Below are 19,847 nucleotides of genomic sequence, written 5' to 3'. Positions count from 1 at the left end.
GTCAGGAGCCCTTGCCCCAGTCCAGGCGGTCGGCGAGCCCGGCGGCGGTGAAGGCGGCCGCCAACTCGTCGCCCCCTTCGGTGAAGTGCGCCCAGCTGTCGTAGTGGACGGGGACAACCCGCCGGGCGCCGAGGATCCGCGCCGCCTCGGCGGCCATCGCGCTGTCCAGGACGAGGACCCGGGCGTCGAAGAGGACGGGAATGCGGGGGGCACCGGCGAAGAGCACGGCGGTGTCGACGGGCCCGAAGCGGCCGGCGATCTCGCGGACGGCATCGAGTGAGGCGTTGTCGCCGCTGACGTAGACGGTGGGCAGGCCCTCGCCGGTCAGGACGAAGCCGACGACCTGGCCGCTGACCGGCTCGACCTGCTCACGCGGGCCGGGGCCGTGCACGGCGGGGACGGCGGTCACCGTGACCGTACCGCCGCCCGGGCGGTCCAGGGCGACGGACTCCCAGTCGGCCAGGCCCCGGACCCGCTCCCCGAGGCTCTTGCGCAGCCGCTCACCGCCGCCGGGCGTGGTCAGGGTCAGGGGGACGTCGGCGAGCAGGGCCCGGCCGGCGGTGTCGAGGTTGTCGGGGTGCTCGTCGTGGGAGAGCAGGACCACGTCGACGGGTCCGAGGTCACCGGGGGCGGAGGCGGCCGGCGCGGTCTTGGTCAGCTGCGGGCGGCCGGGCCGGCCGTAGTCGCCGGGGCCGTCGAACGTCGGGTCGGTCAGGAAGCGCAGGCCGCCGTAAACGAAGTGGGCGGTGGGGCCGCCGACGACGCGGACGGGGAAGTCGGCCGTCACGGGAAGGGAAGACATGGATCACCTCACGGATAGATGCGATCGAACCGTGAGAAGAACGTAGCCGCTTCTCACGGATACAGGCAAGCCTTAACATGAGAAATATGGAGGAGCCCGTGACCGAACAGCCCGCCCCGCCGCCCGCCCAGGGCGAGGAGGAGCACCTCTCCCTGGCCCTCGCCAACAGCGCCGTCGCCCTGCCCGGAGGACGCACGCTCGACCTCATCGGCACCCCGGCGCAGGCGAACCACTGGCTGACCCTGCGCGGCCTCGCCCCGGTCGACGCCGGCATGCGGGAGATGTGCGCGGCCCAACTGCGGTCGCTGCGCGAGCAGATCAGATCGCTGTTCGCCGCCCGGACCGACGGCGTGCCCGCGCTGCCCGCGGCGGTGGCGGCGGTCAACGACGCGATGACCAGGGTCCCGACGGCCCCGCTGCTGCGGTGGGACGACAAGACGGGCCCCTATCGCACCGCCCCCCACCCCACGACCGCGATCGTCGACCTGGCGCTGGCCACCCTCGCCGCCGACGCCGCCGACCTGCTCACCTCACCGGAGGCCGAGCGCCTGACCGCCTGCGGGTCCCCGCCCTGCAATCGCTTCCTGCTCCGCCACGGCCGCCGCCACTGGTGCTCCACCCGCTGCGGCGACCGCGCCCGAGCGGCCCGCGCGTACGCCCGCCGCACCGAGCAGCGCTGACCCCGCCCCCGTCATGGCCGGGGCGGACGGACGAGCCGCGCCCCTCTGCTCTCCGCGATCCTCACGACGTCCCGCAGGGACTCACTGAGCCGCCGGGCCAAGTAGCGCAGTTCCGCGCCGGTCACCCGGCGTTCCTCGAGGAGTTCGGCGGCGTGCCCGAGCAGCCGGTCCGCCATGTCGATCTGCACGTCCTCGATCTCGTCGGCGAGCCGTGAGACGTAGCCGGTTCCGTCGCCCACGAGGTAGCACGGTCTGCCGTCGGTGCCGCTCCACGGCAACAGCCGTCCGGCCACGGCGTTGTCGCCCGCCCCGCCGGTCATGCGCCTGCCTCCGCCATCAGGTAGGGGCGCACCAGCCGATTGTCCTCTCCCCGGAGCGGACGCTCGTCCGGACGACAGCAGGGCGCCGGGCACGCGTACGGGCGCGGGGGTGGTGCCGCCGATCGCCGTCGCCTCCCCCGGGGCGGGAGGAGGGAGCGGAGAAACGGGTCCAGGAGCCGGGCGATGAGATCTACCACGTCTGTCTGCCTGCCTTCTCACCTGCGGTGACTGCGTTCTGTGCTGAATCACTCACAGCGTGGGGCCGGCCCTGGCTACGCTGCCAGGGGGTGGAGCTTGACATCGGGCTTGTCAAGAAGAGGAGTTGGCCGATGGACGAACGCCGCATGCTTCGAACGCCGCGTCAGAAGTACGGGGAGGAGATGCGGCTGAGGCGGACCGCCGCCCGCCTCACCCAGGAGGAGCTGGGCGACCAGGTGGTGTGCTCGCCCACGCTGATCAGCCATTTCGAGGCGGGCAGACGTCTCCCCAAGCCGGATGACGCGCAACGGATCGACCGGGCACTGGGAACGGACGGGTTCTTCGCGCGATGGCTGGAGGACCTGGAGAACACGTACGACCCCCGCTTCGCAGCCGCCGCCGAACTGGAGCGACAGGCAACGCTGATCCAGCAATTCGCGCTCGCCTTGGTCCCCGGCCTGCTTCAGACGCCTGACTACGCCCGGGCCGTGTTCGCGGCGTACCGCCCCACCACCACGGAGCAGGAACTTGACAGGCAAGTTTTCATTCGAACAGAGCGTGCCCAAATCCTTGACGGACCTTCGGCTCCGGTCATCTGGACGCTTCTCGACGAGGCGGTGCTGCGACGCGCTGTGGGTGGCTCGAAGGTCATGGCGGAGCAACTGCACAAGATCGCGGACTTGGCCGGGTCGCGACGGATTCGGCTGCACGTCCTCCCGTACCGCGTCGGTGCGCATCCGCTCATGGAGAGCCTGCTCACCCTGATGAGCTTTGAGGATTCCGCTCCGGTGGCATACGTCGACGCGTACGAGACCGGACGTCTGATGGACGATCCGGCTCTGGTGAGTGCCTGTCAGACCGCCTACGCTCTGGCGCTGAGCGACGCGTTGTCGCAGCAGGAGTCACTGGCCCTCGTCAGGGCGGCAGCAGAGGATCACGCTAATGATCAGCAGTGAGCACACCAGGTGGTTCAAGTCCAGCTACAGCGGCGGCAGTCAAGCCGAGTGCCTCGAAGTCGCCCCCGGCCACCCCCACGTCCCGGTGCGGGACAGCAAAACCGCCCTCGGCCCCGCCCTGGTCTTCTCGCGGAGCGACTGGGCGGCGTTCGTCGCCGCCGTCAAGGACGGGCACATAGGGCCTGGGAAGACAGCGTGAGGCCGAGCGGCGGGTAACTCTCGCCGCCGACTCGCCCCTGTCCGGCCGGATCCCGGCGACCGGGGCCGCCGGGGGGCCGACATCTCACGCCGACTCGTTCAGCAACCTGCTCAGGTGCTCACGGCCCGGGCCCAGCAGGTCGGGCAGGGGGGCCGCGTCCTCGTACCAGCGCTTCTCGTACTCCCAGCACAGCCAGCCGTCCCAGCCGTGGCGGGAGAGGACCTCGACGCACTCGGCCAGGGGCAGCACGCCCGCGCCGAGCGGCAGGGGCGTGGTGTCCTCGACCGAGGCGATGTCCTTGACCTGGACGTAGCCCAGGTGGGGGGAGAGCGCCGCGTAGGTCTCGGAGGGCTGTTCGCCGCCGAGCCAGGTGTGCATCACGTCCCACAGGGCGCCGACCTGGCGGTGCCCGACGAGGCCGAGGACGCGCATCGCGTCGGCGGCGGTGCGGTGCGAGTCGTGGGTTTCGAGGAGGATGCGCACGCCCAGGTCATTGGCATGTTCGGCGGCCGTGCCCAGGCGGCGGGCGGCCGTCGCGTCGGCCTCCTCGGGGCTCTGGACGTCGAGATCGCCGCCGGGGAAGACGCGGACGTACGGGGCTCCCAGGTCGTGGGCCAGGTCGACGAGGGCACGGATCTCGGCCAGGACGGGCTCGTCGTCGCCCGGCGCGGCGACCCGTGCGTAGCCCGCCAAGCCCAGGAGCTCTACGCCCGCTCCCTTGAACTCGGCCGCGACGTCCGCCCGTTCGGCGGGGCCGAGGCCGGTGTGGACCGGTTCCTCGGGATGGGTGCGCAGCTCCACGCCGTGATAGCCGTGGGCGGTCGCGAGCCGCAGGACGTCGGGCAGGGGCAGGCCGGGGACACCGAGGGTGGAGAACGCCAGCTTCATATGGACGGACCCTACCCGGCACTCCCGCCTGCGACTCCCCTCCGTCACTCCTGTGTTGCGTCAAGATCCAGCCGCCAGTCCTGGCCGGTCAGGTCCTGGCCGAAGGAGTGGTGCGGTTTCTCCGCGACCAGCACGAAGCCGTGGCGCCGGTAGATGCGGCGGGCCGCGGCGAGGATGTCATTGGTCCACAGGACGACCTCGCGGTAGCCGGCCTCGCGCGCGAAGTCGACGAGCGCCCCGACCAGGCGGTCGCCGATGCCGAGGCCGCGCGCGTCCGGTTCGACGAGCAGGAGCCGCAGCCGGGCGGCGCCGGGCTTCGCGTCGTCCCGTACGCACATCACGCACCCGACCGGCCGGCCGTCCAGCTCGGCGATCCAGGTCCGCTCCCGGCGCGGGTCGTGGTCCTCGCCGTAGTCGGCGACGATCCTCGCCACGAGCGCCTCGTAGTCGGTGTCGAAGCCGTACTCGGCCGCGTACAGCGCGGCGTTGCGCTGCACGATCCAGCCGAGGTCGCCGGGGGCGGGATCGCGCAGCACGACGTCCTCGGGGCGTGGGGCCCGGCCGTCGCCCAGGATCGTCCGGACGGTCCGCAGGGCGTCCGCCAGCCGTGGCCGGTCCGCGGCCCGGACGGTGGCCAGCATCGCGCCGACCGACTGCCGCGCTCGCTCGTCGAGCAGTGCGGCGGTCTCCCTGCCGGACGCGGTGAGGGTGATGCGGCGGCGGCGCGGGTCCGTCTCGGACGGTCCGCGCTCGACGAGGCCGTCCTCCTCGAACTTGTTCAGGATGCGGGTCAGGTACCCGGCGTCCAGGTGCAGCTGAGTCCGCAGGTCGGCGGCGTCCGTGCGGGGCGCGTGGGCCAGCTCGTAGAGCACGCGGGACTCGGTGAGGGTGTAGGGGGCGTAGAGCCGGCGGCCGTAGTCGAGGGCGCCGATGACTTTGGTGTAGAAGCGGTTGAAGGAGCGGATGTCCTGGACGGTCATGGCGCCCACCACCGATGTTTGACTCAGTCAGAGATGTCCTGGGTCGAGCTTAGACCTCCGGGGCATCATGGAGCCAGGCGCGGGACGCGCCGGACGGGACGGCGATGGCCGATGAGTTTCCGCGCGTTCCGCAGTCATAGGGGGTGTTGGTGCGTCGCAGCCGCGTGGGTTGTGGAAGCGTGCAGCGACGAATTCAGCCGAGAACCCGACGAGAGATACAGGAACCTCCCATGCGTACTCTGATCAGCACCGCTTTCATCTCGCTCGACGGCGTCGTGGAGGCCCCGGGCGGCGAGCCCGGATACCGGAACTCCGGCTGGACCTTCAAGCACACCGAGTTCCTTCCCGAGGCGTTCGAGATCAAGGGGCGGGAGCAGAAGGAGGCCACGGCGATGATGATGGGCCGCACCAGCTACGAGGCGTTCAGTGCGGTGTGGCCCGACATGGAGGACTTCGCCGACTACAAGGTGATGCCGAAGTACGTCGTCTCCACCACCCTCGCCGAGGAGAACCTGGTGTCGAACTGGGGCGAGACGACGATCCTGCGCTCGCTCGACGAGGTCGCCGACCTGAAGGAGACCGAGGGCGGCCCGATCATCATCCACGGCAGCGCCTCCCTCAACCAGGCCCTCTCGGACGCCGGGCTGATCGACCGCTACCACCTGCTCGTCTTTCCGCTTCTGCTCGGAGCGGGCAAGCGGCTGTTCAGCGCGACGGACAAGGACGCCCAGAAGCTGCGGCTCGTCGAGCACGAGGCCTACGCCAACGGGCTCCAGAAGAACGTCTTCGACGTCGTCCGCTAGCCCCCGCACCGGGGCCGGAGCCGACCCCGCCGGTGGGTGACGAGCGGGCCAGGGTGTTCAGGCCGAGGCGGGAGCGTGCGAGCCGACGCAGGGCACGCCTGGTCGAAGCGGGGCGTGCGAGCCGACGCAGACGGGTGCGCCGAGCCGAGGCAGGGTACGCCGAGCCGAGGCAGGGGGCGCCGAGCCGAGGCAAGGGCGCCGTGCCGATGCGGGGAGCGCCGAGCCGATGCGGAGGCATTCGGACCGGCGAGGGGGTGTGCCGCCGGCGCGGGGGCACATCAGCCGGCACACGGGGTGCGTCGGCCGAGGGCGGGCGGGCCGGGTGCCGGGGCGGGTGTGCCCGTGCCATGCCCGGCCCCGCGCCCGCGAGCCACCGCGTCCGCACCCCGGCTCCAGGCCGGGCTCGCGCCTCACACCCGATGTCTCGAAGCCCCCTCCAAGCCCCGGACGTCTCAAAGCCCCCTTCAGGTCCGGCGTCTGAAGACCCCCCTCAAGCCCAGTGACTCAAGAAGCGCGCGGCGTCCCCGCGGAGCCCCGGACCATCAACTCGCCCCGGACCGAGGCGATCCCCCCGGGCGGCGCCTCCTCGCGGCCCATCGCGATGCGGCCGGCCCGGGCCCCGGCGTCCGCCAGCGGCAGCCGTACCGTCGTCAGCGAGGGCACCGCGTCGATACTGAACGGCAGGTCGTCGAAGCCCGCAACCGACACGTCCTCGGGGATCCGCAGGCCCGAGTCCCGCAGCGCGGCGCACGCGCCCAGCGCGACGGAGTCGTTGGCCGCGACGACCGCCGTCAGCGACGGGTCACGCCGCATCAGCTCCAGCGTCGCCTCGTAACCGGACCGCCGGTCATAGCGCCCGTGCACCGTCCACCGCGGGTCCTCCTCGATGCCGTGCGCGGCCAGCGCGGCCCGGTGGCCCTCCAGCCTGTGCCGCGTCGTGGTCCGCTCCTCGGGGCCCGCGATGTACCCGAGCCGCCGGTGCCCGAGCCCGATGAGGTGCTCGGTCAGCTCCTGCCCGCCACCGCGGTTGTCGAAGGTCAGCGCGATCGCCCCGGTGTCCGGCGCCGGCGGCCGTCCGCACAGCACGACCCGGGTCCCGGCCTCGGTCAGCTTGCGCACCTTCGCGTCCATCGCCGCCTGGTGCTCCGCGTCCTCGATCGCCCCGCCGGTCAGCACCACGGCCGCGGCCCGCTGCCGCTGCAGCAGCGTGAGGTACGTCAGCTCCCGCTCCGGCGAGCCCCCCGTGTTGCAGACCACCGCCAGCCTCTCCCCGCCCGCACGGCCGCCGGGTCCGCCGATCTCCGCCTGGATCGCGCTCGCCATGATCCCGAAGAACGGGTCGGCGATGTCGTTCACCAGGATCCCGACCAGGTCGGAGGTGGCGGCGGCCAGGGCGCTCGCAGGCCCGTTGAGCACGTAGTCCAGCTCGTCCACGGCCTTCAGCACCCGCTCCCGGGTGGACGCGGCCACGGGGTAGTTCCCGTTCAGCACGCGCGACACCGTCGCGGGTGAGACCTGGGCGCGGGCCGCCACGTCCGCCAGGGTCACCGTCATCTCGTCGTCCTCCGGTCGCGCATCTCGTCTCCGCCCTCGTACACACCTGGACCACCGGCCGCGGTTCCGCACGGAACAGCAGGTCGTCCGCCCCCGTCCCACCGAACCCCTGGCCATGGTTCCGAGCAGACCTTAAGCCCCCGACACCGCCTTGTTCGCCCCCTCGAACAACTCGTCCTGGTCACGGTCTTGTCCGGACAGCGGTTCAGAGGCTAGCTTCTCCCTATGTAGAAAGCGCTTGCTGAACGCTCACCAGTCAAGCGCCGCTCACCGGGCCTCCTGTGAAAGGTGGGGCGTACGCGGCGCGAAGACCGCGTACGAAGGGAATGACGTGACACGCAAGACGGTGCGTATCGCCATGAACGGCGTGACCGGACGCATGGGCTACCGCCAGCACCTGGTCCGCTCCATCCTCGCCCTTCGCGAACAGGGAGGCCTCGACCTCGGCGACGGCACCGTGCTGTGGCCCGAGCCGATCCTGGTCGGCCGCCGCGAGCACGCGCTGAAGGCACTGGCCGAGCGGCACGGGCTGGAGCACGTCTCGACGGACCTGGACGCGGTCCTCGCCGACGAGACCGTCGACATCTACTTCGACGCACAGGTCACCTCCGCCCGCGAGGAGGCACTGAGGAAGGCCATCGCGGCCGGCAAGCACATCTACACCGAGAAGCCGACCGCCACCGGCCTCGACGGCGCCCTGGCGCTCGCCCGGCTGGCCGACGAGGCCGGCATCAAGCACGGCGTCGTCCAGGACAAGCTGTTCCTGCCGGGCCTGCTGAAGCTGAAGCGCCTGATCGACGGCGGCTTCTTCGGCCGGATCCTGTCCGTGCGCGGCGAGTTCGGCTACTGGGTCTTCGAGGGCGACTGGCAGACGGCCCAGCGCCCGTCCTGGAACTACCGCGCCGAGGACGGCGGTGGCATCGTCGTCGACATGTTCCCGCACTGGGAGTACGTGCTGCACGAGCTGTTCGGCCGGGTGAGGTCCGTCCAGGCGCTCACCGCCACGCACATCCCCCAGCGCTGGGACGAGAACGACAAGCCCTACGACGCCACGGCCGACGACGCCGCCTACGGCATCTTCGAGCTGGAGGGCGGCGCCATCGCCCAGATCAACTCCTCATGGGCCGTGCGCGTCAACCGCGACGAGCTGGTGGAGTTCCAGGTGGACGGCACCGAGGGCTCCGCGGTCGCGGGCCTGCGCAACTGCCGCGTCCAGCACCGCAGCGCCACCCCCAAGCCGGTCTGGAACCCGGACATCCCCGCCACGGAGGTCTTCCGCGACCAGTGGCAGGAGGTCCCGGACAACAGCGAGTTCGACAACGGCTTCAAGGCCCAGTGGGAGCTGTTCCTCAAGCACGTCCACGCCGACGCCCCCTACCACTGGGACCTGCTGGCCGGTGCGCGCGGTGTGCAGCTGGCCGAGCTGGGCCTGAAGTCCTCGGCCGAGGGCCGCCGCCTCGACGTCCCGGAGGTCCGGCTGTGACCATCCGACTGCCCGACGGACCGGACCGCCTGCGGACGTACGAGCCGCGCACCGAACCGTTCGCGGTGAACCCCGGGAGGTCCTTCACCTCCCGCACGGTCTTCTCGGCCGCGCACGTCGTGGCCGACCCGTTCGCGGACGTCTCCCCCGACGCGCCCGCCGCCGTCGACTGGGACCTGACCCTCGCCTTCCGCCGCCACCTGTGGTCGCACGGGCTGGGCGTCGCCGAGGCCATGGACACCGCCCAGCGCGGCATGGGCCTGGACTGGGCGGGGGCGGCCGAGCTGATCCGCCGCAGCGCCGCTGAGGCCAAGGCCGTCGGCGGTCTGATCGCCTGCGGGGTCGGCACCGACCAGCTGACCGGCCCGGCGACCCTCGCCGAGGTCCGCGCGGCCTACGAGGAGCAGCTGGCCCTCGTGGAGGAGTCCGGCGCGCAGGCCGTCCTGATGGCGTCCCGGGCGCTCGCGGCGGCGGCCTCCGGCCCCGAGGACTACCTGGAGGTCTACGGCCACCTGCTGCGCCAGGCCGCCGAGCCGGTGGTGCTGCACTGGCTGGGCCCGATGTTCGACCCGGCCCTGGAGGGCTACTGGGGATCGGCCTCCCTGGACGCGGCGACGGAGACGTTCCTGGAGGTGATCGCCGCCCACCCGGACAAGGTCGACGGCATCAAGGTCTCGCTCCTGGACGCCCGGCGCGAGATCGACATCCGCCGCCGGCTCCCGAAGGGCGTGCGCTGCTACACGGGCGACGACTTCCACTACCCGGAGCTGATCGCGGGTGACGAGCAGGGCTTCAGCCACGCGCTGCTCGGCATCTTCGACCCGCTGGGCCCGCTGGCGGCCGAGGCGGTCCGGGTACTGGACACGGGGGACACTCAGGGCTTCCGCGCGCTGCTGGACCCCACGGTCGGGCTCTCCCGGCACCTGTTCCAGACTCCGACGCGCTTCTACAAGACGGGGGTCGTCCTCCTCGCCTGGCTCGCGGACTTCCAGCCGCACTTCACGATGGTCGGCGGCCTGCAGTCGGCCCGCTCGCTGCCGCACCTCGCGAGGGCCTACGAACTGGCCGACGGGCTGGGCCTGTTCCCCGACCCGAAGCTCGCGGAGGAACGGATGAAGACGCTGCTGAGCGTGTACGGGGTGACCCAGTGAGCGGGTCGCCGGCGCGCTTCTCCATCAACCAGATGACGGTGAAGCAGTTGTCGTTGCCGGAACTGGCCGACGGCTGCGCCCGGCTGGACATCCGCAACGTGGGGCTCTGGCGCGAGCCGGTGCGGGAGTACGGCCTGGAGGCCACGGCCAAGCTGGTCCGGGACGCGGGGCTGACGGTGACGACGCTGTGCCGGGGCGGCTTCCTCACGGCGATCGACCCGTCGGAGCGGGCCGGGGCCCTGGCCGACAACCGCCGGGCGATCGACGAGGCGGCGACGCTGGGCACGGACACGCTGGTCCTGGTCTCGGGCGGGCTCCCCGCGGGGTCCAAGGACCTGCGCGGCGCCCGTGAGCGCATCGCGGACGCCCTGGCGGAACTGGGCCCCTACGCGCGGGAGCACGGCGTGCGGCTGGCCATCGAGCCGCTGCACCCGATGTACGCCTCGGACCGCTGTGTGGTGTCGACCCTGGCCCAGGCCCTGGACCTCGCCGAGCGTTTCCCGGCGGACCAGGTCGGCGTCACCGTGGACACGTACCACATCTGGTGGGACGACACCGCGCCCGCGCAGATCGCCCGGGCCGGTGCGGGCGGCCGCATCCACACCTTCCAGCTCGCCGACTGGACGACGCCCCTCCCGGAGGGCGTCCTCACCGGCCGCGGCCAGATCGGCGACGGGTCGATCGACATGCGGGAGTGGCAGGGGTACGTGGAGGCGGCCGGATACACCGGAGCCATCGAGGTGGAGCTGTTCAACGACGTGCTGTGGGCACGGGACGGCCAGGAGGTCCTGGCCGAAACGGCGAAGAGGTTCGCCGAACACACCCGCTGATCCGCCCCGAGCCACACCTGCCGCCGCCCCGCGCACCGGGGGCGCCCCGAGAACCACCGCCCCGCGCACCGGGGGCGCCCCGAGAACCACCGCCCCGCGCACCGGGGGCGCCCCGAGCCACACCCGCCGCCCCGCCCCGCGCGCCCGGGGGCGGGGCGGCGGCATGCCCGGGCCCGTGCCGGGCGGCCGGTGCAGGGTCCCGCACCCCGGTGCAAGGGCCGCCGGTGCCGCTGCCGCTCCGGATGCAGCCGCCCCACGGGCGTGACACGCTTTTCGCAAGGACTCGGCCGGTCGCAGTGCTCTCTCACCCCCTCGCTTCCCGATTCGGAGAGCAGCCATGGCTGACTTCCTGGTGAACACCACCAAGGCGGGCGACCAGCACCAGCCCACCGTCGACGCCCTGTTCGGCACCGAGTTCCTGGAGCTGTGGTCGGACGAGAGCCACTTCGTCATCAAGGGCCAGTTCCTGGGCGACGACGGCGACAAGCTCGGGGACGAGTTCGCGGTCAGTGCGCAGCCCGCGGACGGGCCCGCGGTGCGGCCGCTGTGGCCGTCCGTGCTGTCCGCCGGGGTCAGCGGCCAGTTCGCCGTCTGGCTGGAGACCCCCTTCACCCCGCCCGGGCCCAGCCCCTCCGTGAAGCTCCAGCGGTTCACCGAGGGACGCAAGGCCGGCCCGGAGACGCTCGTCACGGCGGATGCGGATCCGCAGGTCAGGCCGTGTCTGGCGTTCATGATCGACGGTGGTGTGCTGGTCACCTGGGCGAGCCGGCGGCCCGACCGGCGCATCCGCGCGCGGCGGTTCCACGCGGACGGCACCCCGGCGACGCCGGAGTTCACGGTCAGCACCACCGAGGGCTTCCACGAGAAGCCCGCCGCCTCGATCCTCACCAACGGCAACGTGGTCGTGGCATGGTCGACGGATCCCTCGTCGATCGGCGGTGGCCGGCTCACCCTGCGGTTCTTCGACTTCGAGGGCAATCCGCTGGGCGGGGAGATCCAGCCGGACGTCGGCGGCTTCACCGGCGTCAACGCGATCACCCTGCTCGACAGCGGACGGTTCGTCGCCGCGCACATCGAGCACATCCAGCCCAGCGACCTGGGCAAACCGCAGACGACGGTCGCGGCGAGCATCTTCCAGCCGGACGGCACGGAGACCTTCGACATCACGGCCGGCCACCCCAGGGGGTTCACCCGGAGCGCCCCGGCCCTGTCCCGGCTGCCGGGCGGGCGCTTCCTGATGGCGTGGGTCGAGGAGAGCGCGGACACGCACGACACCGTGCCGACGGTGATGGCCAAGGTCTGCTCGGAGAGCCAGGGTTCACTCGGCGACCCGGTGCGGGTGAGCACGGCCGACCCCGGCAACCGGTCCCACACCTGCACCGCGACGGCCTTCGGCAACGGCCCGGAGAGCGCGCTGATCACCTGGGACGACGACAGTCACCTGGACGGCGACACCGGCTTCGGCGTCCGCGCCCGCACGTTCCACATCAGCCCGCCCGGGATGCTGGTCGAGGCGTCCTGACGGTGGGCGTCGCCGGGGCCGGAGCCGCCTCGGGTGCGCGGCGGCGCGGGGTCAGCGACGCCAGCCCCACACCGCCCACCAGGAGGGCCGCCGCGCACCAGCGCAGCGGGCTCACCGGCTCGCCCAGGAACAGGAACGCCGACGACATTCCGAAGACCGGGACCAGGAGGGAGAACGGGGCGACCGTGGAGGCGGGGTGGTGGCGCAGGAGGTAGCCCCACGCGCCGAAACCGAAGACCGTGGTGACCCAGGCGACGTAGAGGACGGTGCCCGTGCCCTGCCAGTCCAGGCCGCGCAGGGCAGCCAGGTCGCGGGAGGGGCCCTCCGTGAGGAGGGACAGCCCCAGCAGGGGCAGGACCGGGACCGTGCTGACCCACACCATGAAGTTCAGCGCGTCGGGTGGAGCGGCCTTGCGGGTGAGGACGTTCGACGCGCCCCAGCACGCCGCCGCCCCGACGACCAGGGCGAACGCGCCGAGCGGTCCGGAGGCGCCCTCGTCCACGGCCGCCACCGCGATGCCCGCCAGGGCGATCAGCATGCCCAGCAGACGGACGCGGGAGGGCCGTTCGCCCAGGGTCAGGGCGGCGATCGCCGCTGTGAACACCGCCTGTATCTGCAGGACCAGGGAGGACAGGCCGGCCGGCATGCCCGCGTCCATGCCGACGAAGAGGAGGCCGAACTTCGCCACGCCGAGGACCAGGCCGACCGCCACGATCCACTTCCACGCCACCTTCGGGCGGCCCACGAGGAACACCGCGGGCAGCGCCGCCGCGAGGAAGCGCAGGGCGGAGAAGAGCAGGGGCGGAAAGTGGTCCAGGCCGATCTCGATGACCGTGAAGTTGACGCCCCAGACGGCGGCGACGAGAACGGCGAGAGCACAGTGGGTCGGTCGCATGCGGTGAGCATCACCCCCCACGACCGTGAAGCACCAGCGATGATTGCTGCACGGTGGGATGAAGCATCGCTAAGCAGAAAGGGGCATGCCGTGCTCGACCTCCAGCGGCTGCGCGCCCTGCACGCCGTCTCCGTGCACGGCACCGTGGGGGCCGCCGCGCTCGCGCTCGGGTACACGCCCTCCGCGGTGTCCCAGCAGATCGCCAAGCTGGAGCGGGAGACCCGGACCGTCCTGCTGGAGCGGGAGGGGCGGGGCGTCCGGCTCACCGACGAGGCCCGTCAACTGGTGGTCGCGGCACAGGAGCTGCTGGCCATCGTGGAGCGCGCGGAGACCGAGCTGGAGGAGCGCCGGGGCCGGCCCTCGGGACGGCTGACCGTCGCCGCGTTCGCCTCGGCGGCGCGCGGGCTGATGCCGGGCGTGCTGGCGGAGCTCGGCCGCCGGCATCCCGCCCTGGACGCCCGTCTCTCGGAGGTCGACCCGCATCTGTCCGTCGACCTGGTGGCGAAGGGCGCCGTCGACCTGGCCGTCGCGCACGACTGGGACATCGCGCCGCTGCCCGCACCGCCGGGTCTGGAACAGGCGGTCATCGGTGACGACCTGTGCGACCTGCTCGTCCCCGAGGGGCACCCTTTCGCCGGGCGGACCGCCGTACGGAGGGAGGAGCTGGGCGGCGAGCGGTGGATCTGCCAGCCGCCGGGGCGGGTCTGCCACGACTGGCTGCTGCGGACGCTGCGCGCGGCCGGGCACGAGCCGGACATCGTCCACCAGGCCGACGAGAATCCCACACTCGTGGCCCTGGTCGCGGCCGGGCTCGGGGTCGCGCTCATCCCGCGGCTCGGGCGCGGGCCGGTGCCCGCCGGGGTGGTGGAGGTGCCGCTCGATCCGATGCCGGTACGGCGGCTGTACGCGCTGTGGCGGACGGGGGCGGCCCGGCGCCCGGCCATCGCGGAGTGCGTACGGGTGCTCGGTGAGCAGTGGCCGGACGTGGCGGCTCATCCGCCCCGCTGATCCCCTGGTTCCTCCCGCGTACCGACTTGCGGGAATCCGGGGCGAGTCGGGAACCCGGAGCGGACCGCCCCCGTCCAAGGGCAGGCCACCGGAGAGTCACCACGGTGCGGTGTCGGCCCTCGCCACTGGCTGCGATCGCTGACCACCCTCTCCGCCGTACCGCGGCCGGCGGCACCCGCCGCCATCGGCGCGTCCCCCTCCAACCGCGCCGGTGGCGGCCCTTTCGCGTTGCTGCGCGTTCCCTTGACTGGCAGAAACTTCCCGGATATTCGTGACATCTTGGAAGTTTCCTTCAGTGGATCCGAGCGGATCACCTCCGGAAGGAGCGCACGTGCACGACACCGGCACGGGAAGCACGGGAAACACCGCACGACCGTCCAGACGCACCGTCCTCGCCGCCACGGCCGGCGTCACCGCCGCGCTCGCGGCCGCCGGGCCCGCGCACGCCGCCGCCCTGGACGACAGCCGGCTGCGCGCCCTCGTCTCCCGCATGACGCTCGAGGAGAAGGTCGGCCAGCTCTTCGTGATGCGGGTCTACGGCCACTCCGCCACCGCCCCCGACCAGGCCGACATCGACGCCAACCTCAAGGAGATCGGGGTCCGTACGGCCGCCGAGCTGGTGGCGAAGTACCGGGTCGGCGGCATCATCTACTTCGCCTGGGCGCACAACACCCGCGAGCCGCACCAGATCGCCGACCTGTCCAACGGCATCCAGCAGGCCTCCCTGGAACTGCCGCGCGGGCTGCCGGTGCTCATCTCCACCGACCAGGAGCACGGCATCGTCGCCCGGGTGGGCGAACCCGCCACCCTGTTCCCGGGTGCCATGGCCGTCGGCGCGGGCGGGTCGCGGTCCGACGCGCGCACCCTGGGCCGGATCGCGGGCGCGGAGCTGCGGGCGATGGGCATCCGGCAGGACTACTCCCCCGTCGCCGACGTGAACGTCAACCCGGCCAACCCGGTCATCGGCGTACGCTCCTTCGGCGCCGACCCGCGGGCCGTGTCCGCGCTGGTGGCCTCCGAGGTCGCCGGATACCAGGGGTCCGGGGTCGCCGCGACCGCCAAGCACTTCCCCGGGCACGGGGACACCAACGTCGACAGCCACACCGGCTTCCCCACCATCACGCACAGCCGGGAGCTGTGGGAGAAGCTGGACGCACCGCCGTTCCGGGCGGCCATCGCCGCGGGCATCGACTCGATCATGACCGCCCACGTGATGGTCCCCGCCCTCGACGACTCCGGCGACCCGGCCACCCTCTCCCGCCCGATCCTCACCGGCGTCCTGCGTGAACGCCTCGGCTACGACGGGGTCGTGGTCACCGACTCCCTCGGCATGGAGGGCGTGCGGACCAAGTACGGCGACGCCCGGGTGCCGGTGCTGGCGCTGAAGGCGGGCGTGGACCAGCTGCTCAACCCGCCCGACCTGGACCTCGCCTGGAACGCCGTGCTGACGGCGGTGCGCGAGGGCGAGCTCACGGAGGCCCGGCTCGACGAATCGATCCTGCGCGTGCTGCGGCTCAAGTCGAAGCTGGGGCTGTTCCGTGCGCCGTACGTGAGCCACGGCGGGGTGGACCGGACCGTCGGGACCCGGGCGCACCGGGTGGCGGCCGACCGGATCGCCGAGCGCACGACCACGCTGCTGGTCAACGACGGACGGCTGCTGCCCCTGTCCCGGCGTCGGCACCGCAAGGTGCTGGTGGTGGGCGCCGATCCGGCCTCGCCGTCGGGTACGACGGGCCCGCCCACGGGCGTGCTGGCCGGCGCGCTGACCGAGCTGGGATTCACGGCCACGGCCCTGCCGACCGGCACGGCGCCCTCCGCCGCGACCGTCGCCCGGGCGGTCGCGGCGGCGCGGGAGGCGGACGCGGTGGTGGCCGCCACGTACAACGTCACCGCGAGCAGCGGCCAGCGGACGCTCGTGGAGCAACTCGTGGCGACCGGGCGGCCGGTGGTGGCGGTGGCGATCCGCAATCCGTACGACGTGGCCCAGTTGCCGTCCGCTCCGGCCTGTCTGGCCACCTACTCCTGGACCGACGTCGAACTGCGGGCCGCCGCCCGGGTGATCGCCGGGCGTGTGAAGCCTCGCGGGGAGCTGCCGGTGGCCGTACAGCGGGCGGACGATCCGGAGCAGGTGCTGTACCCCATCGGCTACGGACTGTCGTACTAGACGTACGCCACGGACCGTGCGCACCACCCCCAACGTGCGCAAACCGCCCCATGTGTCTGGCGTGCGCCCGCTACGGCGGGTCACGCTGGACGAGCACACTCGGGGGGTCGGCGATGCGTGAGCGAAGTGTTGTGGGGGTGGTCTGCGGGCTCCTGGTACTGCTCGGCGCACTGCTGACCGGCTGCCAGAGTCCGGCGGGAGGCGTCGCGGAGGACGGCCGGCTGGGCGAACCGGTGACCGGCACGCCGGGACGGACCACCACGGTGTCGCCGGCGCCGACCCGGCCCGCCGGGTACGGGGCGGTGTTCCTCGCGGTCGGCGAGTGCTCCTCGTTCGGCACGACGAGCTTCACCGAGGTGCCGTGCGCCGGTGAGCGGGCGGCGGCCCGGGTCGCGGCTCGGCACGACGGCACGGTGCGGGACGGGCCGCGCTGCCCGCCCACCACCGACTTCGTGCTGCACATCAGCGAGCAGCGGCCCGCCTCCGACGAGGACGGCGACGGGGTGGTCCCGCAGGGCTACGCCTGTATGCGCAATCTCCAGCCGCCGCACCCCGGCGACCCGGGCGGCGGGGGCGGGCCCCGCACGATCGTCGGCGACTGCGTCTACGGCTCCGGCGACGGGAAGGTCCGCGAGACGGCCTGCGACGGCACGGGCGCACGACGGCCGCAGTACGAGGTGGTCCGGGCGGTCGCCGAACGGGCCGACTGCCCCGGCCCGACCGCCCTGTACGTCCGCCTGGGCGGGAAGCGGCCCGTGGGGTGTGCCCGGAGGCTGTGACGGGTGTCCGCCCTCACCGCCTCACCGCAGCAGCCCCCTGCGCGACGGCCGGCGCCGGGCCTCGGCCATCTGGTCGCGGACGTGCTCGGGGGGCAGGTCGGCCGCGAGTCGGGCCAGTTCCTCGAAGGTCGACAGATAGGTTCCGTCGCCGCCCTCCCCCCGCAACGCCCGCTCCCGCTCCACGAACGGCCGCACGGCCTTCCAGACCGAGACGATCCGGGTGCGCAGGACCGTGACCAGCAGGGTCCGGTCGAGCAGACCGAAGACGGCGAGGTTGGCGAACGACTGGTAGTAGTACACGACGCTGCAGAAGGCCGCCTTGGCCTCGGCGGGTAACCCGCGCACCCCGTGCTCCGGGTCGTGCTCGGCTCCCAGGCGGGTGCACACGTAGTCGTGCTGCTCGTGGAACTCCGCCGACCGGAACTCTCTGAGCAGGTCCACCAGCACCGCGATGTGGTTGGCGTGCTGCGCGGTGCGCGCCTGCCGTGCGCTGAACACGATGGAGGTCACCACGGCGACGACGGCGATGGCCGTGGTCACGATGTTGAAGACGACAGAACTGTCCATCCGGTCACCGTACGGAGCATTCACGGCGAGCGCAGGACCATGCGAACCGCCCCTCGGTCCGGGACCGGGGGGCGGTGGTGTGCGCGTGTCGGGCGGTTACGGACGCAGCGTCATCTCGCGCTGCACGTCCCGCTTGTCGAGCTTCGCGTCGAACTTCGCCAGCGGCTTCGCCGCCTGCGGGTCGGCCTGCACCGCGCCGGGGGCGACGCCGGCCCACTCGAGGATGCGGGCGGTGGCGAGGGCCTTCTGCTCGGGCACCAGGCCCGCGACGTTGGCGCCGTGGTTCATGCCGGGGGCGGTGAAGACGTAGGAGTCCTTCGCGCCCTTGCCGACGCGGAACGACTCCGCGCCCCACGGGTCGTTCTGGCCGTAGACGAACAGCATGTGGCGGGCGTTGTGCCGGACCCAGGTGTCCACGTCGCGCATCGCGTGCGGCTGGAACTTCATCGGGATGTCACGCGGGACGAAGTTCCGGGGCGGCTGGTAGCCGTAGCGGATGTACCGCTTCTCCACGTGCGGGAAGTGGATGGTCGGCGCGCCGAGCTGGGTGCCGGCCTGGTAGTAGTACGGCGTGTAGGTCGTCAGGCCCTGGTCGGCGTAGGCGGAGAAGCCGGAGATCGTGTCGACGGAGTCCCAGATCGCGTCGTCGGTGGCGTTCTTGGCGTCGGCCGGGATCTGGTCGCAGTCGGCCAGCAGGCTGTACTGCCAGAAGCCCCACACGTAGTCCAGGACGGTCGCCTCGTAGGCCTTGTCCAGGCTGCCGATGGTGGTGAAGGTGAGGCCGTTCTCCTCGGCGTAGGCGGCGTACTTCTTCTCCAGCGGCTCGCGGCGCACCAGCGCCTCGCGCTGCACGGCGTTCAGCCGGTCGCGGCACTCCTTGGTACCGACGCGGGCGAAGAAGCGGTCGTAGGCCGAGTCCTCGTTGTTCACCACGTCGTTGGGGGCGACGTAGGCGACGACACCGTCCATGTCCCGCGGGTAGAAGCGCTCGTAGTAGGTGGCGGTCATACCGCCCTTCGAACCGCCCGTGGAGATCCAGTTCTTGGAGTAGATGCCCTTCAGGGCCTTGAAGACGCGGTGCTGGTCGCTGGCGGCCTGCCAGATGTCCAGCTTGGACCAGTCGGCCGGGGCGGGCCGGGACGGGGTGAAGTAGCGGTACTCCAGGGAGACCTGGTTGCCGTCCACGATCTGGGTGGGCTCGCTGCGGCGGGGTGTCGTCGAGACGTTGTAGCCGCTGGTGAAGAACACCGTCGGGCGCGCGACGTCCTTGTGCAGCACGGTGATGCGCTGCTGGAACGTGCCCTTGGAGGGCTTGTGGTGGTCGACCGGCTGCGTGTAGTTCAGGACGAAGAAGCGGTAGCCGGTGTACGGCTTCTCCTCGACCAGGCTCATGCCCGGTATGGAGAGCAGTCTCTCCTTGATGTCGGTGGTGCCATCGGTGCCGGCGGCGTCGGCGGCGGTGGCCGCTCCCGCCGTGCCCAGTGTGCTTATGAGCACCGTGAGCGCCAGCAGCCATCTGAGCGCCTTGCGCATGCGCACTCCCCTGTGAGACAGATGTGCGCCGGAAGCTAGCGGACCAACTCACCGGAGCACCAGGGGACATAGGGAAAACCCTGTGCGCGCGGGGGGCGTGTCACCGGGCGCCCGGGGTCAGCACAGCACCCAGCCGGAGCTGAACTTCCCCCGGCCGACCCGGCCCTTGAGCCAGACGCAGCGGCGCCCGGCGTGCACGGTCACCGGGCCCGCGTGGTGGGCGTACGTGCCCAGGTCGACGACCGGCCGGTTGCCGCGCGCCTGCACGCTCACCGACATCGTGCGCTTGGCGCCGGGCCTCTTGGTGAGGGTGACGGCGCAGACGTAGCCGCCACGCTTGTAGACGAGCACGGTGCCGGTGGAGAACGGCAGGGTGCGGACCTTGCGTCCGGGGCAGAGCGCGGAGGTCGCGGCCTGGGCGTCGCCCGGTGCCACGACGGCGAGCAGCCCGGAGGCGGTCAGCACGGCCAGCCCGAGCGCGAGCCGCCGGCGTATCGCTCCACTGTGCACTGTCGTCCTCCCGTACCGCGTCGTC

Annotated in this window: 20 protein-coding genes; 11 read left to right on the top strand and 9 right to left on the bottom strand. The window is 72.3% G+C overall.

The features are described 5' to 3' along the window. Position 1: 1 nt before the first annotated feature. A complete protein-coding gene (locus tag ACFZDI_RS17700) occupies positions 2-802 on the bottom strand; it encodes an MBL fold metallo-hydrolase (RefSeq protein ID WP_391251505.1) in 801 nt (266 codons plus the stop codon). An 86-nt stretch (positions 803-888) separates the two neighbouring features. Between ACFZDI_RS17700 and ACFZDI_RS17695 the strand changes: the two genes are divergently transcribed. Further along, positions 889-1,482, top strand: a complete 594-nt coding sequence (locus ACFZDI_RS17695; RefSeq protein ID WP_234850457.1) for an ABATE domain-containing protein — start codon at positions 889-891, stop codon at positions 1,480-1,482. Between the two features lie 11 nt (positions 1,483-1,493). Here the strand turns inward: ACFZDI_RS17695 and ACFZDI_RS17690 are convergent, their stop codons facing one another. Beyond that, positions 1,494-1,802 carry a hypothetical protein gene (locus ACFZDI_RS17690; protein ID WP_234850458.1) on the bottom strand — a complete coding sequence of 103 codons (309 nt, stop codon included), beginning with the start codon at positions 1,800-1,802 and terminating at the stop codon, positions 1,494-1,496. A gap of 329 nt (positions 1,803-2,131) precedes the next feature. Between ACFZDI_RS17690 and ACFZDI_RS17685 the strand changes: the two genes are divergently transcribed. Together ACFZDI_RS17685 and ACFZDI_RS17680 are read left to right on the top strand one after the other, a co-directional pair. Further along, positions 2,132-2,956: a Scr1 family TA system antitoxin-like transcriptional regulator gene (locus tag ACFZDI_RS17685; protein ID WP_391251502.1), complete on the top strand. Its 825-nt coding sequence runs from the start codon at positions 2,132-2,134 to the stop codon at positions 2,954-2,956. Next, on the top strand, positions 2,943-3,155 hold the full coding sequence (locus ACFZDI_RS17680; RefSeq protein ID WP_391251500.1) for a DUF397 domain-containing protein: 213 nt from the start codon (positions 2,943-2,945) through the stop codon (positions 3,153-3,155). The genes ACFZDI_RS17685 and ACFZDI_RS17680 overlap by 14 nt, the downstream gene beginning before the upstream one ends. A gap of 84 nt (positions 3,156-3,239) precedes the next feature. Here the strand turns inward: ACFZDI_RS17680 and ACFZDI_RS17675 are convergent, their stop codons facing one another. Together ACFZDI_RS17675 and ACFZDI_RS17670 are read right to left on the bottom strand one after the other, a co-directional pair. Further along, positions 3,240-4,043: a sugar phosphate isomerase/epimerase gene (locus tag ACFZDI_RS17675; RefSeq protein ID WP_234850461.1), complete on the bottom strand. Its 804-nt coding sequence runs from the start codon at positions 4,041-4,043 to the stop codon at positions 3,240-3,242. A gap of 44 nt (positions 4,044-4,087) precedes the next feature. Next, positions 4,088-5,023 carry a GNAT family N-acetyltransferase gene (locus tag ACFZDI_RS17670; RefSeq protein ID WP_391251498.1) on the bottom strand — a complete coding sequence of 312 codons (936 nt, stop codon included), beginning with the start codon at positions 5,021-5,023 and terminating at the stop codon, positions 4,088-4,090. A gap of 230 nt (positions 5,024-5,253) precedes the next feature. Between ACFZDI_RS17670 and ACFZDI_RS17665 the strand changes: the two genes are divergently transcribed. Beyond that, complete coding sequence (locus ACFZDI_RS17665; protein WP_234850463.1) at positions 5,254-5,826, top strand: dihydrofolate reductase family protein; 573 nt, start codon at positions 5,254-5,256, stop codon at positions 5,824-5,826. Positions 5,827-6,330: 504 nt separating this feature from the next. Here ACFZDI_RS17665 and ACFZDI_RS17660 read toward each other — a convergent pair. Then, positions 6,331-7,380 (bottom strand): LacI family DNA-binding transcriptional regulator, encoded by a 1,050-nt coding sequence (locus ACFZDI_RS17660; RefSeq protein WP_234849192.1) that lies wholly within the window; start codon positions 7,378-7,380, stop codon positions 6,331-6,333. Positions 7,381-7,711: 331 nt separating this feature from the next. On the opposite strand from ACFZDI_RS17660, the gene ACFZDI_RS17655 reads away from it, so the two are divergent. The 4 genes from ACFZDI_RS17655 to ACFZDI_RS17640 all read left to right on the top strand — a co-directional run bounded on the left by ACFZDI_RS17655 (position 7,712) and on the right by ACFZDI_RS17640 (position 12,366). Then, positions 7,712-8,863 carry a Gfo/Idh/MocA family protein gene (locus ACFZDI_RS17655; protein ID WP_234849190.1) on the top strand — a complete coding sequence of 384 codons (1,152 nt, stop codon included), beginning with the start codon at positions 7,712-7,714 and terminating at the stop codon, positions 8,861-8,863. Further along, the gene (locus ACFZDI_RS17650) at positions 8,860-10,014 is read left to right on the top strand and encodes a DUF993 family protein (RefSeq protein WP_391251495.1); all 1,155 of its coding nucleotides are present in this window, start codon (positions 8,860-8,862) and stop codon (positions 10,012-10,014) included. The genes ACFZDI_RS17655 and ACFZDI_RS17650 overlap by 4 nt, the downstream gene beginning before the upstream one ends. Before the next feature lie 32 nt (positions 10,015-10,046). After that, positions 10,047-10,844, top strand: a complete 798-nt coding sequence (locus ACFZDI_RS17645) for a TIM barrel protein (protein ID WP_391252261.1) — start codon at positions 10,047-10,049, stop codon at positions 10,842-10,844. A gap of 337 nt (positions 10,845-11,181) precedes the next feature. Further along, positions 11,182-12,366 (top strand): hypothetical protein, encoded by a 1,185-nt coding sequence (locus ACFZDI_RS17640; RefSeq protein ID WP_391251493.1) that lies wholly within the window; start codon positions 11,182-11,184, stop codon positions 12,364-12,366. Here the strand turns inward: ACFZDI_RS17640 and ACFZDI_RS17635 are convergent. Continuing rightward, the gene (locus ACFZDI_RS17635; protein WP_391251491.1) at positions 12,332-13,261 is read right to left on the bottom strand and encodes an EamA family transporter; all 930 of its coding nucleotides are present in this window, start codon (positions 13,259-13,261) and stop codon (positions 12,332-12,334) included. The two genes, ACFZDI_RS17640 and ACFZDI_RS17635, sit on opposite strands and share 35 nt — an antisense overlap. A 90-nt stretch (positions 13,262-13,351) precedes the next feature. Here ACFZDI_RS17635 and ACFZDI_RS17630 point away from each other — a divergent pair, with 90 nt between their 5' ends. From ACFZDI_RS17630 to ACFZDI_RS17620, 3 genes are all read left to right on the top strand, one after another. Then, positions 13,352-14,269, top strand: coding sequence for a LysR substrate-binding domain-containing protein (locus ACFZDI_RS17630; RefSeq protein ID WP_391251490.1), 918 nt, complete (start codon positions 13,352-13,354; stop codon positions 14,267-14,269). A gap of 331 nt (positions 14,270-14,600) precedes the next feature. Next, positions 14,601-16,433 (top strand): glycoside hydrolase family 3 N-terminal domain-containing protein, encoded by a 1,833-nt coding sequence (locus ACFZDI_RS17625; RefSeq protein ID WP_391251487.1) that lies wholly within the window; start codon positions 14,601-14,603, stop codon positions 16,431-16,433. 113 nt (positions 16,434-16,546) lie between these two features. Continuing rightward, positions 16,547-17,212: a hypothetical protein gene (locus ACFZDI_RS17620; RefSeq protein WP_391251485.1), complete on the top strand. Its 666-nt coding sequence runs from the start codon at positions 16,547-16,549 to the stop codon at positions 17,210-17,212. Positions 17,213-17,233: 21 nt separating this feature from the next. Here the strand turns inward: ACFZDI_RS17620 and ACFZDI_RS17615 are convergent, their stop codons facing one another. The 3 genes from ACFZDI_RS17615 to ACFZDI_RS17605 all read right to left on the bottom strand — a co-directional run bounded on the left by ACFZDI_RS17615 (position 17,234) and on the right by ACFZDI_RS17605 (position 19,822). Continuing rightward, positions 17,234-17,779, bottom strand: coding sequence for a hypothetical protein (locus ACFZDI_RS17615; protein ID WP_234849181.1), 546 nt, complete (start codon positions 17,777-17,779; stop codon positions 17,234-17,236). 96 nt (positions 17,780-17,875) lie between these two features. Further along, positions 17,876-19,312 carry a S28 family serine protease gene (locus ACFZDI_RS17610; protein ID WP_391251483.1) on the bottom strand — a complete coding sequence of 479 codons (1,437 nt, stop codon included), beginning with the start codon at positions 19,310-19,312 and terminating at the stop codon, positions 17,876-17,878. A 117-nt stretch (positions 19,313-19,429) separates the two neighbouring features. Next, positions 19,430-19,822, bottom strand: coding sequence for a hypothetical protein (locus ACFZDI_RS17605; protein WP_234849179.1), 393 nt, complete (start codon positions 19,820-19,822; stop codon positions 19,430-19,432). Positions 19,823-19,847 lie beyond the last annotated feature (25 nt).

The sequence above is a fragment of the Streptomyces sp. NPDC007907 genome, from assembly GCF_042959365.1.
In the GTDB taxonomy this organism is placed as follows: domain Bacteria; phylum Actinomycetota; class Actinomycetes; order Streptomycetales; family Streptomycetaceae; genus Streptomyces; species Streptomyces indiaensis.
This window is presented reverse-complemented; position numbering and strand designations above follow the sequence as displayed.

Bases quoted from the DNA above. Each gene is read 5' to 3' on its own strand.
- ACFZDI_RS17700 (WP_391251505.1), bottom strand. From the start codon at position 802: ATGTCTTCCCTTCCCGTGACGGCCGACTTCCCCGTCCGCGTCGTCGGC.
- ACFZDI_RS17695 (WP_234850457.1), top strand. From the start codon at position 889: ATGGAGGAGCCCGTGACCGAACAGCCCGCCCCGCCGCCCGCCCAGGGC.
- ACFZDI_RS17690 (WP_234850458.1), bottom strand. From the start codon at position 1,802: ATGACCGGCGGGGCGGGCGACAACGCCGTGGCCGGACGGCTGTTGCCG.
- ACFZDI_RS17685 (WP_391251502.1), top strand. From the start codon at position 2,132: ATGGACGAACGCCGCATGCTTCGAACGCCGCGTCAGAAGTACGGGGAG.
- ACFZDI_RS17680 (WP_391251500.1), top strand. From the start codon at position 2,943: ATGATCAGCAGTGAGCACACCAGGTGGTTCAAGTCCAGCTACAGCGGC.
- ACFZDI_RS17675 (WP_234850461.1), bottom strand. From the start codon at position 4,043: ATGAAGCTGGCGTTCTCCACCCTCGGTGTCCCCGGCCTGCCCCTGCCC.
- ACFZDI_RS17670 (WP_391251498.1), bottom strand. From the start codon at position 5,023: ATGACCGTCCAGGACATCCGCTCCTTCAACCGCTTCTACACCAAAGTC.
- ACFZDI_RS17665 (WP_234850463.1), top strand. From the start codon at position 5,254: ATGCGTACTCTGATCAGCACCGCTTTCATCTCGCTCGACGGCGTCGTG.
- ACFZDI_RS17660 (WP_234849192.1), bottom strand. From the start codon at position 7,380: ATGACGGTGACCCTGGCGGACGTGGCGGCCCGCGCCCAGGTCTCACCC.
- ACFZDI_RS17645 (WP_391252261.1), top strand. From the start codon at position 10,047: ATGACGGTGAAGCAGTTGTCGTTGCCGGAACTGGCCGACGGCTGCGCC.
- ACFZDI_RS17640 (WP_391251493.1), top strand. From the start codon at position 11,182: ATGGCTGACTTCCTGGTGAACACCACCAAGGCGGGCGACCAGCACCAG.
- ACFZDI_RS17635 (WP_391251491.1), bottom strand. From the start codon at position 13,261: ATGCGACCGACCCACTGTGCTCTCGCCGTTCTCGTCGCCGCCGTCTGG.
- ACFZDI_RS17620 (WP_391251485.1), top strand. From the start codon at position 16,547: ATGCGTGAGCGAAGTGTTGTGGGGGTGGTCTGCGGGCTCCTGGTACTG.
- ACFZDI_RS17615 (WP_234849181.1), bottom strand. From the start codon at position 17,779: ATGGACAGTTCTGTCGTCTTCAACATCGTGACCACGGCCATCGCCGTC.
- ACFZDI_RS17610 (WP_391251483.1), bottom strand. From the start codon at position 19,312: ATGCGCAAGGCGCTCAGATGGCTGCTGGCGCTCACGGTGCTCATAAGC.